This window comes from Bradyrhizobium sp. Bra64 (assembly GCF_024519875.1).
In the GTDB taxonomy this organism is placed as follows: domain Bacteria; phylum Pseudomonadota; class Alphaproteobacteria; order Rhizobiales; family Xanthobacteraceae; genus Bradyrhizobium; species Bradyrhizobium japonicum_G.
The window spans coordinates 60,843-74,523 of the sequence record NZ_JALJRD010000005.1 but is presented as its reverse complement, the minus strand read 5'-3'; the positions used below and the strand labels follow the sequence as shown (position 1 = coordinate 74,523).

Annotated in this window: 16 protein-coding genes; 6 read left to right on the top strand and 10 right to left on the bottom strand. The window is 66.0% G+C overall.

The genetic code is table 11. The annotated features are described in order from the left end of the window. Positions 1-157: 157 nt before the first annotated feature. The 7 genes from gatB to NR187_RS17245 all read right to left on the bottom strand — a co-directional run bounded on the left by gatB (position 158) and on the right by NR187_RS17245 (position 6,228). Entirely contained in the window at positions 158-1,636 is a 1,479-nt protein-coding gene (gene gatB / locus NR187_RS17275; protein ID WP_211385888.1) for an Asp-tRNA(Asn)/Glu-tRNA(Gln) amidotransferase subunit GatB, read from the bottom strand. Next, positions 1,633-1,935 carry a hypothetical protein gene (locus NR187_RS17270; RefSeq protein WP_211385887.1) on the bottom strand — a complete coding sequence of 101 codons (303 nt, stop codon included), beginning with the start codon at positions 1,933-1,935 and terminating at the stop codon, positions 1,633-1,635. Before NR187_RS17270 ends, gatB begins: the two co-directional genes overlap by 4 nt. Continuing rightward, the gene (gene gatA, locus NR187_RS17265) at positions 1,926-3,401 is read right to left on the bottom strand and encodes an Asp-tRNA(Asn)/Glu-tRNA(Gln) amidotransferase subunit GatA (protein WP_211385886.1); all 1,476 of its coding nucleotides are present in this window, start codon (positions 3,399-3,401) and stop codon (positions 1,926-1,928) included. Before gatA ends, NR187_RS17270 begins: the two co-directional genes overlap by 10 nt. Beyond that, positions 3,398-3,613, bottom strand: a complete 216-nt coding sequence (locus tag NR187_RS17260) for a hypothetical protein (RefSeq protein ID WP_014494728.1) — start codon at positions 3,611-3,613, stop codon at positions 3,398-3,400. Before NR187_RS17260 ends, gatA begins: the two co-directional genes overlap by 4 nt. Positions 3,614-3,696: 83 nt before the next feature. After that, positions 3,697-3,984: an Asp-tRNA(Asn)/Glu-tRNA(Gln) amidotransferase subunit GatC gene (gene gatC, locus NR187_RS17255; protein ID WP_007611211.1), complete on the bottom strand. Its 288-nt coding sequence runs from the start codon at positions 3,982-3,984 to the stop codon at positions 3,697-3,699. A gap of 168 nt (positions 3,985-4,152) precedes the next feature. Then, a complete protein-coding gene (locus tag NR187_RS17250; RefSeq protein WP_211385885.1) occupies positions 4,153-5,229 on the bottom strand; it encodes a nitronate monooxygenase family protein in 1,077 nt (358 codons plus the stop codon). An 18-nt stretch (positions 5,230-5,247) separates the two neighbouring features. Then, positions 5,248-6,228 carry a nitronate monooxygenase family protein gene (locus NR187_RS17245; RefSeq protein ID WP_211385884.1) on the bottom strand — a complete coding sequence of 327 codons (981 nt, stop codon included), beginning with the start codon at positions 6,226-6,228 and terminating at the stop codon, positions 5,248-5,250. Between the two features lie 97 nt (positions 6,229-6,325). Between NR187_RS17245 and NR187_RS17240 the strand changes: the two genes are divergently transcribed. Continuing rightward, a complete protein-coding gene (locus tag NR187_RS17240; protein WP_256807114.1) occupies positions 6,326-7,216 on the top strand; it encodes a LysR family transcriptional regulator in 891 nt (296 codons plus the stop codon). On the opposite strand, the gene NR187_RS17235 is transcribed toward NR187_RS17240, so the two are convergent. Continuing rightward, positions 7,203-7,418, bottom strand: coding sequence for a hypothetical protein (locus tag NR187_RS17235; protein WP_256807113.1), 216 nt, complete (start codon positions 7,416-7,418; stop codon positions 7,203-7,205). The two genes, NR187_RS17240 and NR187_RS17235, sit on opposite strands and share 14 nt — an antisense overlap. Positions 7,419-7,464: 46 nt before the next feature. On the opposite strand from NR187_RS17235, the gene ruvX reads away from it, so the two are divergent. Continuing rightward, positions 7,465-7,956, top strand: a complete 492-nt coding sequence (gene ruvX, locus NR187_RS17230) for a Holliday junction resolvase RuvX (RefSeq protein ID WP_256807112.1) — start codon at positions 7,465-7,467, stop codon at positions 7,954-7,956. Between the two features lie 3 nt (positions 7,957-7,959). Next, positions 7,960-8,883 carry an AEC family transporter gene (locus NR187_RS17225; RefSeq protein ID WP_211385880.1) on the top strand — a complete coding sequence of 308 codons (924 nt, stop codon included), beginning with the start codon at positions 7,960-7,962 and terminating at the stop codon, positions 8,881-8,883. A gap of 126 nt (positions 8,884-9,009) precedes the next feature. Here the strand turns inward: NR187_RS17225 and NR187_RS17220 are convergent, their stop codons facing one another. After that, complete coding sequence (locus NR187_RS17220; protein ID WP_211385879.1) at positions 9,010-9,777, bottom strand: CPBP family intramembrane glutamic endopeptidase; 768 nt, start codon at positions 9,775-9,777, stop codon at positions 9,010-9,012. A gap of 54 nt (positions 9,778-9,831) precedes the next feature. Continuing rightward, positions 9,832-10,590, bottom strand: coding sequence for a M15 family metallopeptidase (locus NR187_RS17215; protein ID WP_211385878.1), 759 nt, complete (start codon positions 10,588-10,590; stop codon positions 9,832-9,834). Between the two features lie 198 nt (positions 10,591-10,788). Here NR187_RS17215 and NR187_RS17210 point away from each other — a divergent pair, with 198 nt between their 5' ends. Genes NR187_RS17210 through plsY form a run of 3 tightly spaced genes read left to right on the top strand, consistent with a single transcriptional unit; the run spans position 10,789 to position 13,672 of the window. Next, entirely contained in the window at positions 10,789-11,736 is a 948-nt protein-coding gene (locus NR187_RS17210) for an aspartate carbamoyltransferase catalytic subunit (protein WP_015685626.1), read from the top strand. A gap of 5 nt (positions 11,737-11,741) precedes the next feature. Then, complete coding sequence (locus NR187_RS17205; protein ID WP_211386079.1) at positions 11,742-13,043, top strand: dihydroorotase; 1,302 nt, start codon at positions 11,742-11,744, stop codon at positions 13,041-13,043. A 32-nt stretch (positions 13,044-13,075) separates the two neighbouring features. Continuing rightward, a complete protein-coding gene (gene plsY / locus NR187_RS17200; RefSeq protein WP_211385877.1) occupies positions 13,076-13,672 on the top strand; it encodes a glycerol-3-phosphate 1-O-acyltransferase PlsY in 597 nt (198 codons plus the stop codon). Positions 13,673-13,681 lie beyond the last annotated feature (9 nt).

Sequence of the window (13,681 nt, the reverse complement as noted above, 5' to 3'; positions counted from 1 at the left end):
CAAGTCGCCGTTTTGCGCGAATCGCGTGACCGCGATTCGGTCGGGGGTCGCGGTCGATCAGGATGAAGTTTGCCGCCGAGCATGCGCGCGAGCGTCGCACCGCGAACCGAGAGCGAGGTGACGATGCATGTCCGTCACCTCGTTCGCACGCGTGACGTCAGATGCCGAGCTTGGACTTGAGCAGGTCGTTGACGATCTGCGGGCTCGCCTTGCCGCCGGATGCCTTCATCACCTGGCCGACGAACCAGCCGAGCGACTGCGGCTTGTCCTTGACCTGCGCCGCCTTGTCGGGATTGGCCGCAATGATGTCGTCGACCACCTTCTCGATCGCCGAGAGGTCCGTGACCTGCTTCATGCCGCGGCTTTCGACCAGCGCGCGAGGATCGCCGCCCTCCTGCCAGACGATCTCGAACAGATCCTTGGCGATCTTGCCGGAGATCGTGCCCTCGCCGATCAGATCGATGATCGCAGCCAGCTGCTCGGCGTTGACCGGAGAGCCCGTAATATCCCGGCCTTCCTTGTTGAGACGGCCGAACAGCTCGTTGATGACCCAGTTCGCGGCAACCTTGCCGTCGCGCGCGCGGTTGGCGAGATTCTCCAGCACGGTCTCGTAGAACACCGCGCTCTCGCGCTCGGCGACCAGCACGCTCGCATCATAGGCCGACAGGCCGAGATCCGCGACGAAGCGCGTCTTCTTCTGGTCCGGCAGCTCGGGCAGTTTTGCTTTCAGCTCATCGACGAAGCTTTGCGTGAACTCCAGCGGCAACAGGTCGGGATCGGGGAAGTAGCGATAGTCGTGCGCCTCTTCCTTCGACCGCATCGAGCGCGTCTCGCCCTTGTTGGGGTCGTAGAGCCGGGTCTCCTGATCGATCTGGCCGCCGTCCTCGAGGATCTCGATCTGGCGGCGCGCCTCGTACTCGATCGCCTGGCCGATGAAGGTGATCGAGTTCATGTTCTTGATCTCGCAGCGGGTGCCGAGCGGCGCGCCCGGCTTGCGCACGGAGACGTTGACGTCGGCGCGCAAGGACCCCTTCTCCATGTCGCCGTCGCAGGTACCGAGATAGCGCAGGATCGAACGCAGTTTGGTCACATAGGCCTTGGCCTGCTCGGCGTCGCGGATGTCCGGTTTCGAGACGATCTCCATCAGCGCCACACCACACCGGTTGAGGTCGACATAGGACATGGTCGGAGATTGGTCGTGCAACAACTTGCCGGCGTCCTGCTCCAGATGCAGCCGCTCGATCCCGATGGTCGCGGTCTTGCCGCCGTCCAGTTCGACCGCGACCTCGCCTTCGCCCACGATCGGCGACTTGTACTGGCTGATCTGGTAGCCCTGCGGCGAGTCCGGATAGAAATAGTTCTTGCGGTCGAACACCGAGCGGAGGTTGATCTGCGCATTGAGGCCCAGGCCAGTCGTGACAGCCTGCCTGACGCATTCCTCGTTGATGACGGGCAGCATGCCCGGCATCGCGGCATCGACCAGCGACACGTGCGAGTTGGGCTCGCCGCCGAAGGCGGTGGACGCGCCCGAGAACAGTTTTGAGTTCGACGTCACCTGGGCATGGATCTCCATGCCGATGACCATCTCCCAGTCGCCGGTTGAACCCTTCAGAAGCTTATGCGTGGCCGTACTCATGTCTTGCTCCCGAGCAGCGTGGCAACGATCCGCTCCCACTCCGCTTCCAATGAATCCTTCGCCGCCGACTGGCCCGCCTGACGATACCAGTAGCCGGCATTGCCGAGGTCGCCCTCGACGCGGTGCAGATAGGCATGCACCCAGGCCGCCTCGCGGCTGCTGTCGTCCTGCACGATCCTGTGCGCCTGCTCCCAGTCGCCCTTGGCGGCCCACCAGAGGCCCGCGAGCGGCGCACTGAGATCCGGCGCCGGCGCTGCGCCCTCAAGGCTGGCTATGAACGCCGCCGCATTCACCACCACCTCGCGGGCGTAAAGCGGCCGGCCGCCTGCTCGATCACCTCGCCGAGCGAGAACAGCGTCTCCTCGTCGAACGGACGGCCGATCAATTGCAGGCCAAGCGGCAGGCCCTGCGCGTCCTTGCCGGCGGGCACTGCAATGCCCGGCAGGCCTGCCATGTTCACGGTCACCGTGAAGATGTCGTTGAGATACATCTCGACAGGGTCCGCACCGCCCTTCTCGCCGATGCCGAAGGCCGCCGACGGCGTCGCCGGCGTCAGGATCGCGTCGACACCCTTGGCGAAGCAATCCTCGAAATCCTTCTTGATCAGCGTGCGCACCTTCTGGGCGCGCAGATAATAGGCGTCGTAATAGCCGGCCGAGAGCACATAGGTGCCGATCATGACGCGGCGCTTCACCTCTGCGCCAAAGCCTTCGGCGCGGCTGTTCTCGTACAGCTCGATGATGTTCTTGGCCTGCTCGCGCAGCCCGTAGCGCACGCCATCATAGCGCGCCAGGTTGGAGGAGGCCTCCGCCGGCGCCACGATGTAATAGGCCGGCAGCGCGTACTTGGTGTGCGGCAGCGAGACCTCGACGAGTTCGGCACCCGCCGCCTTGAGCCAGGCGGCGCCCTCGCTCCACAGCTTCTCGATCTCGGCCGGCATGCCGTCGAGGCGATACTCCTTGGGAATGCCGATCCTGATGCCCTTTACGGACCTGCCGATCGCGGCCTCATAGTCCGGCACGGGCATGTCGACCGACGTCGTGTCCTTCGGATCATGCCCCGCCATCGAGCGCAGCAGCATCGCGGCATCGCGCGTGCTGCGCGCGATCGGACCGGCCTGGTCGAGCGAGGAGGCAAAGGCGACGATGCCCCAGCGCGAGCAGCGGCCATAGGTCGGCTTGATGCCGACGGTCGCGGTGAACGCCGCCGGCTGGCGGATCGAGCCGCCGGTATCGGTCGCGGTCGCTCCCATGCAGAGCAGCGCCGCCACGGCCGAGGCCGAGCCGCCGGACGAGCCGCCCGGCACCAGCGTGGTGTTGCTTCCCGCACGCCGCCAGGGATTCCCGACGGGGCCGAAGCACGAGGTCTCGTTCGCCGAGCCCATCGCGAACTCGTCATTGTTGAGCTTGCCCAGCATCACCGCGCCGTCGCGCCAGAGCTGCGAGGTCACTGTCGACTCGTAGGTCGGCACGAAATTGCCGAGGATCTTCGAGCACGCCGTGGTGCGCACGCCCTTGGTCGCGAACAAATCCTTGATGCCGAGCGGAATGCCGGCGAGCGGACCGCCCTCCCCCTTGGCGATCTTCTCGTCCACCGCCTTCGCCATGTCGCGCGCGCGATCCGGCGTCTCCATCACGAAGGCATTGAGCACGCGCGCGGCCTCGATCGCGCTCAGATGCGCGTCGGTCAGCTCGAGTGACGTGAAAGTCTTGGCCGCGAGGCCCTTGCGGGCCTCGGCGAGCGTCAGCGATGTCAAATCGGTCATTTATTGATCGGGCTGCAGAAGAACGGAGACAGGGTCTTGTCGTTGGCCGGGTCGTCTTTTTTCTTGGCGGCGGCGTTGGCAGCAGCCTCGATCTCGTCGAGCACGGCGTTGACGGCGACGTTGGGATCGGCAGCCTTGCCCTGCCGCTCCATCTTGTCGAGATAGTTCATGTAGGCCTGATAGGCCTTCTCATCGTCGCAAAGCATGCACATCGGACGGCGTCCTAAGACTATTTAGTTTGACGCGTTTTCTTTACGCGAACCGGCTTCCACTTCGCTCGAAAACGCTATGCAGATTACTCGACGACCTTCGGCACCAGGAAGAAGTGACCCTCGGTCGCGGGCGCGTTGGCAACGATATCGTCGGCGATCTCGCCGTCATTGACCACGTCCTGCCGCTTCTTCATCTGCATCGGGGTGACCGAGGTCATCGGCTCCACGCCCTCGACATTGACCTCCGAGAGCTGCTCGACAAAGGCGAGCATGGCGTTGAGCTCGCCCTGCAGATGCGGAACCTCGCCCTCGGAAACCGCAATGCGCGCCAGATGCGCGATGCGGCGGACGGTAGCGGCGTCGACGGACATTATATAAGGCCTCTCACGGCAAAACCCATGTGCCGTATAGCAGAGGCCGGTTTTGCGCCGCAACCGGCGCTGCGCGCATGATCCGGAAAAGTGCGCAGCGGTTCTCCGAAAAGATCATGCGCAAACAATAACCTAAAGCGATGAGATCCTCTCGGACCTCATCGCGCCCTATCCACCCAGTGCTTTCATGCGGGCCAGCGCCGATTTGGCGAGATCCCGGGTCAATTCGGCCGCCGGGACCTCGCGGCCCAGGGCAATGGCCTGGCCGGCCCAGAGATTGGTGAAATCGACCCTGCCCTGCTTCTCGGCCGCAGCCTTCAGCGGTCCCAGCGCCGTTGCGGCATGGGGAAATGGCGGCGCATCCGGCGAAATCGGACCGGCCTCGCGCATCAGGCGGTTCTGGACACCGCGCGCCGGCCGCCCGGTCATGACGTTGGTGATGACGGTGGAATCGTCCCGGCCCTCGGCCAGCGCCACACGGGCCGCTGCACTGACCTTGGATTCCGGACAACGCAGATAGGCGCTGCCGATCTGCACGCCGGCCGCGCCGAGCGCGAAGGCCGCCGCGATGCCGCGGCCATCCGCGATGCCGCCGGCTGCGATCACCGGCACCTTCACCGCGTCGACCACCTGCGGCACCAGCGCGAAGGTGCCGGGCTGTTCGGAGATCTTGTCGGTCAGGAACATGCCGCGATGGCCGCCCGCCTCCGCGCCTTGCGCAATGATGGCATCAGCGCCGTGCTGCTCGAGCCAGACCGCTTCCTTCACCGTGGTCGCCGAGGAGATGACGAGACAGCCGGCCGCCTTGACCCGCTTGAGCAGTGCGTCCTCCGGCAGGCCGAAATGAAAACTGACGATCTCCGGCTTCAGTTCCTCCACCACCTCGCAGAAGCCGGCGTCGAACGGGGCGCGGTTCGCGGCATTGATGGGTGCGGCAGGATCGAGACCGTGCTCCCGGTAATAGTTCGCGAGGCGCTGCTTCCAGCGGGCCTCCGCCTCGGCCGTGAGCTCGACCGGCTTGTGGCAGAAGAAATTCATGTTGACCGGCGCGGAGACGCGCTGGCGGATGATGTTGACCTGCTCCCGCGCCTTCTCCGGCGACAGCATCGCGCTCGGCAGCGAGCCGAGCCCCCCGCCCTGCGCGACGGCAATCACCAGTTCCGCATCCATCACGCCGGCCATCGGCGCCAGCACGATCGGGAATTCGGTCTTGAAGAGATCAATCAGTCGACGGTTGGGCCACATGGTGGTGTCTCTTGTGTTTCAGGCGACGGAGGCGATGAAGTTGCGTCGGCCAGCAAGATGCAGCTCGGCTTCGGTGGCAATGCGCCCGACGATCTCGGCCGCCGGTGGAATATCATGGATCAGGCCGACAGCCTCGCCCGCGATCACCGCGGCGACGTCGAAATTGCCGGCCGCCTTCGCAGCCGCATAGTCGGCCCCGACTGCGGCGACATTCTGCATCAGTTCGACCTCGCGGCCGATCCAGCGTCTGGCGTGATCGTTGATGAGGCACCGGCCGGTAAACGGCGCCGGCCAGACATTGTTGCGGGAGAGATCGAAGATGATGCCGCGCACCGTGGAGCCGCTGTTTGCCGCGCAGATGCGCCGCTTGGCTTCGTCCGCGCCGTCGGCCTCCTGGCTCGCATAGAAGCGTGTGCCGAGCAGCACGCCGCCTGCACCGAGCATCATCATGGCCGCAAGCCCGCGCCCATCGGCAATGCCGCCGGCCGCCACCACCGGCACACGGCCCGCGGCAAGATCGACGATCGCGGGCACGAGATCGATCGTGGTGCGCGAGGCGCCGTGACCGCCCGCCTCCGTCCCCTGTGCGATCAGGACGTCGGCGCCGGCATCGAGCGCTTGCCGCGCCATCGTCTCGTCCTGCACCTGGCAGATCAGGCGCGCACCGGCGGAGTTGATCCTGGCCGCGAAGGGTGCGGGATCGCCGAACGACAACATGATCGCGGATGGTTTTGCGGCGAGCGCGATGTCGAGAAGTTCAGGCCGCTTGGCGAGGCTCCAGGTGATGAAGCCGATCCCGAACGGCGCGGACAAGCCGGCGAGCTTCGCAGTCTCGCGCTCCAGCCATTCCCTCTCGCCGTAGCCTCCGCCCAAGATACCAAAACCGCCGGCGCGGCTCACCGCTGCCACGAGGCGGCTGCCTGCGACGATATCCATCGGCGCCAGCAGGATGGGATGCTCGATCTGAAGCAGCGCGGTCAGCGACGTCGCGATCGGCATGGCCCCTCTCCCGTCTGGACAGCGAGACTAGTTGCGATTAGCATTCTCGAAAAATGAATTGTTGCGAACGCTGCCATCTCAAAAGCGAAACGAAGCCATGGAACTCAGCGACATCCAGACCTTTGCCGCGGTCGCCCGCAGCGGCGGCATCACCCGCGCCGCCGAAGAGCTCAACACGGTGCAATCCAACGTTACCCAGCGCGTCAAGGCGCTGGAAGCCGAGATCGGCACGCCGCTATTCGAGCGCCACAGCCGCGGCATGGCACTCACCGCCGCCGGCAAGCGCCTTTTGCCTTACGCGCAACGGATGGCGGCGTTGTCGCGCGAGGCCGTGCTCGCCGCGCGCGACGATGGCGAGCCCAAGGGACCGCTCGCAATCGGCTCGATGGAGACGACCGCAGCGGTGCGGCTGCCGCCCCTGCTCGCCGATTTCCACCGCCGCTTTCCCGCCGTGCGGCTGAGCCTGCGCACGGCACCCACGGCCGACCTCGTCGATTGCGTGCTCGAAGGCACGCTCGACGGCGCCTTCGTCGCAGGACCGATCGCGCATGCCGACCTGTTCGCGACCAGCGCTTTCCGCGAAGAGCTGGTGCTGGTCAGCGCGCGGCGCTGGAGCTCGCTTGCCGAATTGCGCGCCGGCACGCCGGAGTCGGGTCCGACCGCGCTGGTGTTCCGCACCGGCTGCACCTATCGCCAGCGCCTCGAGCAGGTGTTCGTCGAGTTCGGTTGGCCCTCGGCCGCGCGCTTCGAACTCGGGACGCTCGACGGCATGATCGGCTGCGTCGCCGCCGACATGGGCGTGACGCTGCTGCCGCGCGCGGTGGTCGAACGCAGCGCGATGAACGGCAGCGTGTCGATGCACACGCTCGGCGCCGCGCACGCGCGCGTCGAGACGCTGTTCGTCCAGCGCCGCGCCGGGCATCAAACCAGCGCGCTCGGCGGTTTTGCCGCCTGCCTGAAGACGGATGACGACGTCATCGCGGCCTGAGTTGCCATCGCCGCAGTGCGACGACGGCCCAGACCGCCTCGACCAGGCCGAACGGCCAGGCGCCTTGCAGGAAGCCGTAGGCCGAGCCGAGCGCGCAAGCACCGGCGAACAGCAGCACGAACCAGTGGCTGCGATCCTCCATGGCATAGCAGACCAGCATCGCGGACACGGCGAACAAGCCGAATAATGTCAGCACATCCATGTTCCGGGTTCACTCCGCAGCGCGACGCGTGATAAGCGCTAGTCCCATGCCGGCTCTTATCCTGCCTCTCGTCGATGCTGCAACCCACTGGCCCGATCGCGGCGGGTTGGTCGGCCTTGATCTCGGCACCAAGACCATCGGCGTTGCCGTGTCCAATCCGGACCGCCGGCTGGCGACCGGCGTCGAGACCATCCAGCGCAAGGCGTTCAAGCAGGATGCCGCCCGCCTGCTCGCGATCGCGACCGAGCGCAAGGCCGTCGGCTTCGTGCTCGGCCTTCCCATCAACATGGACGGCAGCGAGGGTCCGCGCGCGCAATCGACCCGCGCCTTCGCCCGCAATCTCGCCGGCCTGACCGCCCTCCCCATCGGCCTCTGGGACGAGCGCCTGTCGACGGCCGCGGTCGAACGCGAATTGATCGGCATGGACGTGAGCCGCGCCAAACGCGCCGAGGTGATCGACGAGCACGCCGCGATCTTCATCCTGCAAGGCGCGCTCGACCGTCTCGCCAATCTTCGCGCAAGCCCCGGGGCCGGCTGATCCATGGCCGTCGTGATCGCGGCGCTGCTGCCGGTCTTCATCCTCATCGTGCTCGGCGTGGTGCTGAAGCGCAGCCTGATGCGGCTCGACACGCAATGGCACGGGCTGGAGCGGCTGACCTATTTCGTGCTGTTTCCGATGCTGCTGATCCAGACCTTGGTGAAGGCCGATCTGTCCAGGGTGCCGGTCGCTGGCGTCGGCGGCGCGCTGCTGCTGTCCGCGCTCGCGATGTCGCTGCTGTGCCTGGCGCTCCGCCCGGCGCTGGCACGGCTCGACATCGACGGACCTGCCTTCACCTCGATCTTCCAGGGCGCGACCCGCTGGCAGACCTATGTGGCGCTGTCGGTCGCCGCCAACCTGTACGGCGATGTCGGGCTGGCGCTGGCCTCCGTGGCGATGGTCGCGATCATTCCACTGGTCAACGTCTTCAGCGTCGCCGTGCTCGCCCACTATGCATCGCCCGAAAAACAATCCGCGCGCACGATCGTCATGACGGTGATCCGCAATCCCCTGATCTGGGCCTGCGTCATCGGCCTCGTCATCAATGTGATCCATCTGCCGCTGCCGAAAATCTGGCACGAAGTTGCGGACGCGCTCGGCCGCTCCTCGCTCGCCATCGGCCTGCTCGTCACCGGTGCCGGCCTGCAGCTCAAAGGCCTGCTCCGGCCGAGCGTCAGCGCGAGCATCGGCGTAGTGTTCAAGCTGGTCCTGATGCCTGTGATCGCACTGGTGCTGGCGGCCTGGTTTGGCCTCTCCGGCAACAGCCTCGCAATCGTCGCGATCTGCGCGGCGGTACCGACCTCGCCCAGCGCCTATGTGCTGGCCCGCCAGATGGGCGGCGACGCGCCACTGCTGGCGCAGATCATCACGCTGCAGACGATCCTGGCGGCGATCACCATGCCGATCGCGATCGCGCTGGTGGCCTGAGCACCCGTCATTGCGAGCGCACGTCTCTCACCTCGTCATTGCGAGGAGCCCTTGCGACGAAGCAATCCAGACCGCCTCCGCGGAGGGATTCTGGATTGCTGCGCTGCGCTCGCAATGACGGAGTGCCTAGCTCCCCAGCCACATCGTCAGCACCACCGCCGTCAGATTGTTCAGCGCATGCAGCACGATCGTGAGCCAGAGCGAGTTCGCGCGGTAGCGCATGTAGCCGAACCAGAGACCGATGGTGAAGACCTCGGCGAGGAAATACAGGTCGTATTGCAGATGCACGACCGTCCACAGCAATGACGACAGGATGATCGCGCCGGGCACGCGCAGGAAGCTCGCCGACCAGCCGCGATAGAGGAAGCCGCGCGCCAAAACCTCTTCCGACATCGGCGCTGCGACGCTGAACGCGAACAGCAGCATCATTGCGGCGCCCTTGTCGCGGCCCGATTTCAACAGATCGCTCATGAAGCCCGGCGTCGCCTCGCGGCCGAGGCTGCGCGAGATTGTTTCCCAGGCCACGACGAGCAGGATGAGGCCGACCGCGCCGAACAGGAGCTGTGTCCAGGACGGCCAGCGCAGCGCGAGATAGTCGACGAAGGAGGCCTTCTTGATGCGAATGGCCAGCCACACGGCGGCCAGCGTCGCCGGCAGACCCATCGTGACAGAAAACGCGAGCGACGCCGGCTCGCGGCCGACGTGCTGCATCGATGTGAGGTCGATGGGGTCGCGAGCGACCCAGACCAGATAGACGATGGCACCGATCTGCCCGACGAACATCGCAGCGAAGATGACGATGCCCCAGAGCGAGGTGCCCCAGAATTTCCAGACGCGCGCGTCGGCCGCGGGCGTCACGGTGAGCGGCGGGAGATCGGGAGTGAGGGAGTCCATTCAAGCGCTTTCGTTGGCAACGGCACCGTCACGCCGGGCCGTTCGCATGACGATCTACCTCGTCCGCGGCGGAATCGGGAAATCATAGGCCGCCCCGCCCGCCCCCGGCAGCGAAAAGTGCCACCACTCCTTCGCATAGTTCACAAAGCCTTGCCGGGCCATCGCAGCCACCAGCCGCCTGCGCCAGGCGCGCTGGTCCGAATTGATCGACGGTGCGGACGTATGTCCCTTCGCGTCCGTGCAGTCATAGCCGGTGCCCATGTCGACGCTGCCTTCCGGCAATCGCGCCTCGACCGGCGCCGTGCAATCGGCATAGGCTTTCGACGAATCGTATTTGGCGGAATTGTCGGCTTTGAGGTCGACCAAAGTGAGATCGAGCGCCGCCCCGGTGGAATGTTGCGAGCGGCTCGCGATGTAGCCGAGACGGAACAACTCGGTCTTGGGAATCTTCGGATTGTAGCGCCGCTCGGCGGCGGTCTCATGGCCATTCTGCGACCACTTCACCATGTCGAGCGAGGCCTGCGCCGGCCGGTAGCAGTCGAACATCTTCAGCGACAGGTTTTGCGCCGCCAGCTCCTGCTGCACCGCCTTCAGCCGCAGGCCGACCTCCCGCTTCACCACGCATTCGCCGGCGTTGTACCCGGCGAGTGGACGGCCGACGAAATTGTTGGAGCTGGCGTAGCGGATGTCCTGGACAATGCTGGGGTCGATGTCGCGCAGATAGACGAAGCCGCCGGGAAGCGATTGGGCGTGGGCGGACGAGGCCAGGGCAATCGCGAGACATGACATCAAAATTGGCCCAACGAAACGCATCGCTTCCCCCTGTCATTCCGAGCCGGCCCGAAGGACGGCACCCGGAATCTCGAGATTCTCCGGTACGGGAGCCCGCATGATCGTGCGATGCTTCGCATCGCCCCGCACCGACGACAAGGTGACAGATCGGGGGATAACTCCCCGCCCCGGCATTGGCCCTTGCCCCCCCGGCCATCCCCGCCTATAGCTCTCGCTTTAATGACATCGAAATCGACCTTCGTCCTCGGCCACCGGCATTTGCTGGGCATCGAGGGCCTTTCCGCGGCCGACATCACCGGCCTCCTCGACCTGTCCGAAGAATATGTCGAGCTCAACCGCCAGGTTGACAAGAAGCGCACCGTCCTGCGTGGACGGACGCAGGTGAACCTGTTCTTCGAGGCCTCGACCCGGACCCAGTCCTCGTTCGAACTCGCCGGCAAGCGGCTCGGCGCCGACGTCATGAACATGTCGGTGTCCTCCTCGTCCATCAAGAAGGGCGAGACGCTGGTCGACACCGCGATGACGCTGAACGCCATGCACCCGGATATCCTGGTGGTCCGGCATCACGCCTCCGGCGCGGTGGAACTGCTGGCCCGAAAAGTCGACGGTTCCGTGATCAATGCCGGCGACGGCGCACATGAGCATCCGACCCAGGCGCTGCTCGACGCGCTCACCATCCGCCGCAACAAGGGCCGGCTCGAGGGCCTCGTGGTCGCGATCTGCGGCGACGTGCTGCATTCGCGCGTCGCGCGCTCCAACATCATCCTGCTCAATACCATGGGCGCCCGCGTCCGCGTCGTCGGCCCCTCCACCCTGCTACCGCCCGGCATCGAGCGGATGGGCGTCGAGGTCGCGCGCGACATGCGCGAGGGGCTCAACGGCGCCGACATCGTCATGATGCTGCGGCTCCAGCGCGAGCGCATGAACGGCTCCTTCGTGCCGTCGACCTCCGAATATTTCCACTATTTCGGGCTCGACCAGAAGAAGCTCGCTTACGCCAAGCCGGACGCCCTCGTCATGCATCCCGGCCCCATGAACCGCGGCGTCGAGATCGACACCGCGGTCGCCGACGGCGCGCAATCGCTGATCCGCGAACAGGTCGAGATGGGCGTGGCCGTGCGCATGGCCGTGCTCGAAGCGCTCGCCCGCAATTTGCCGAACGCGTGATGCTCATGCTGACTGACCGCCGTCCCATCCTGCTCGCCAACGCCCGCGTCGTCGATCCCAGCAGGGATTTCGACGGCCCCGGCGACGTCCTGATCGCCGACGGCATCATCCGCGAGACCCGCCGCGGCATTGGAGCTGCCGGCGTCCCCGAGGGCACCGACGTCGTCAATTGCGCCGGCAAGATCGTGGCCCCCGGCCTGATCGACATGCGCGCCTTCGTCGGCGAGCCCGGCTTCAGCCACCGCGAGACCTTTGCCTCCGCGAGCCAGGCCGCCGCGACCGGCGGCATCACCACCATCATCTGCCAGCCCGATACGTCTCCGGTGATCGACAACTCGGCGACCGTCGATTTCGTGATGCGGCGCGCCCGCGACACCGCGATCGTCAACATCCAGCCGATGGCGGCGCTCACCAAGGGCATGCACGGCGAGGAGATGACCGAGTTCGGCCTCCTCAAGGCCGCCGGCGCGATCGCCTTCAGCGACAGCGACAAGAGCGTGACCAATGCGCAGGTGATGCGCCGCGCGCTGACTTACGCCCGCGATTTCGACGCGCTGATCGTGCATTACACCGAGGATCCCGATCTCGTCGGCGAAGGCGTGATGAACGAGGGCGAGTTCGCCTCGCGGCTCGGCCTGATGGGCATCCCGAATGCCGCGGAGGCCGTGATGCTCGAACGCGACATGCGTCTCGTCGCGCTCACCGGCGGCCGCTATCACGCGGCGTCGCTGACCTGCATCGACTCGCTCGAAATCCTCAAGCGCGCCCGCGACGCCGGCCTCGCCGTGACCGCCTCGGCCTCGATCAATCATCTGGCGCTGAACGAGAACGACATCGGTCCCTACCGCTCGTTCCTGAAGCTGTCGCCGCCGCTGCGCACCGAGGACGACCGCCGCGCGCTGGTCGCGGCCGTGGCTTCCGGCCTCATCGACGTCATCATGTCCGACCACAATCCGCAGGACGTCGAGGTCAAGCGCCTGCCGTTCGCGGAAGCAGCATCCGGGGCCATCGGGCTCGAGACCATGCTGCCGGCAGGCCTTCGCCTCGTGCACAATGACGAACTGAACCTGAAGACGCTGATCCGGGCGATGTCGACCCGGCCGGCCGAGATCCTGGGGCTGCCGGGCGGAACCCTGCGCACAGGCAGCCCGGCGGACGTCATCGTGATCGACCCGGATGTGCCCTGGATCGTCGATCCCGCCGACCTCAAATCGCCCTGCAAGAACACCCCGTTCGACGAAGCGCGCTTTACGGGCCGCGTGGTGCGCACCATTGTCGGCGGACGGACGGTCTATGAGCATGTCTGACGTGCGGAGCTGCAGCCAGGGAATTTGCAGACATGGCGCTTGAATTGTTTCTGCCGGTGGCCTTCGTCATCGGTTACCTGCTCGGCTCGATTCCGTTCGGGCTGATTCTCACCAGGCTGGCGGGCACGCAGGATATTCGCTCGATCGGTTCCGGCAGCATCGGCGCCACCAACGTGCTGCGCACGGGACGCAAGAGCCTTGCCGCGGGCACCCTGCTGCTCGACGCGCTCAAGGGCACCGTGGCCGTGGTGATCGCAGGCTACATCGCGGGGCCCAATGCCGCCATGGTGGCCGGCCTCGGCGCCTTCCTCGGCCATCTCTTCCCGGTCTGGCTCAAATTCAAAGGCGGCAAGGGTGTCGCCGTCTATATCGGCATTCTGCTCGGGCTGTTCTGGCCCGCCGCACTGGTGTTCTGCCTGCTCTGGCTGGCGACCGCCTTCACCACCCGCTATTCCTCGCTTTCGGCGCTGGTGGCGTCCTTCATCACGCCGCTGTTCCTGTGGTGGTTCGGCCATCTCGCACTTGCAGCGCTGGCCGTGGTGCTGACGCTGCTGCTGTTCTACGCGCATCGCGAGAACATCAAGCGATTGCAAGCGGGCAAGGAAAGCCGGATCGGCGAGACGGCGTAAGGCCGGAAA

Excerpts from the sequence above, each read along its gene's own strand:
- gatB (WP_211385888.1), bottom strand. The coding sequence starts at position 1,636 with ATGAGTACGGCCACGCATAAGCTTCTGAAGGGTTCAACCGGCGACTGG.
- gatA (WP_211385886.1), bottom strand. The coding sequence starts at position 3,401 with ATGACCGATTTGACATCGCTGACGCTCGCCGAGGCCCGCAAGGGCCTC.
- NR187_RS17260 (WP_014494728.1), bottom strand. The coding sequence starts at position 3,613 with ATGTGCATGCTTTGCGACGATGAGAAGGCCTATCAGGCCTACATGAAC.
- gatC (WP_007611211.1), bottom strand. The coding sequence starts at position 3,984 with ATGTCCGTCGACGCCGCTACCGTCCGCCGCATCGCGCATCTGGCGCGC.
- NR187_RS17250 (WP_211385885.1), bottom strand. The coding sequence starts at position 5,229 with ATGTGGCCCAACCGTCGACTGATTGATCTCTTCAAGACCGAATTCCCG.
- NR187_RS17245 (WP_211385884.1), bottom strand. The coding sequence starts at position 6,228 with ATGCCGATCGCGACGTCGCTGACCGCGCTGCTTCAGATCGAGCATCCC.
- NR187_RS17240 (WP_256807114.1), top strand. The coding sequence starts at position 6,326 with ATGGAACTCAGCGACATCCAGACCTTTGCCGCGGTCGCCCGCAGCGGC.
- NR187_RS17235 (WP_256807113.1), bottom strand. The coding sequence starts at position 7,418 with ATGGATGTGCTGACATTATTCGGCTTGTTCGCCGTGTCCGCGATGCTG.
- ruvX (WP_256807112.1), top strand. The coding sequence starts at position 7,465 with ATGCCGGCTCTTATCCTGCCTCTCGTCGATGCTGCAACCCACTGGCCC.
- NR187_RS17225 (WP_211385880.1), top strand. The coding sequence starts at position 7,960 with ATGGCCGTCGTGATCGCGGCGCTGCTGCCGGTCTTCATCCTCATCGTG.
- NR187_RS17220 (WP_211385879.1), bottom strand. The coding sequence starts at position 9,777 with ATGGACTCCCTCACTCCCGATCTCCCGCCGCTCACCGTGACGCCCGCG.
- NR187_RS17215 (WP_211385878.1), bottom strand. The coding sequence starts at position 10,590 with ATGCGTTTCGTTGGGCCAATTTTGATGTCATGTCTCGCGATTGCCCTG.
- NR187_RS17210 (WP_015685626.1), top strand. The coding sequence starts at position 10,789 with ATGACATCGAAATCGACCTTCGTCCTCGGCCACCGGCATTTGCTGGGC.
- NR187_RS17205 (WP_211386079.1), top strand. The coding sequence starts at position 11,742 with ATGCTGACTGACCGCCGTCCCATCCTGCTCGCCAACGCCCGCGTCGTC.
- plsY (WP_211385877.1), top strand. The coding sequence starts at position 13,076 with ATGGCGCTTGAATTGTTTCTGCCGGTGGCCTTCGTCATCGGTTACCTG.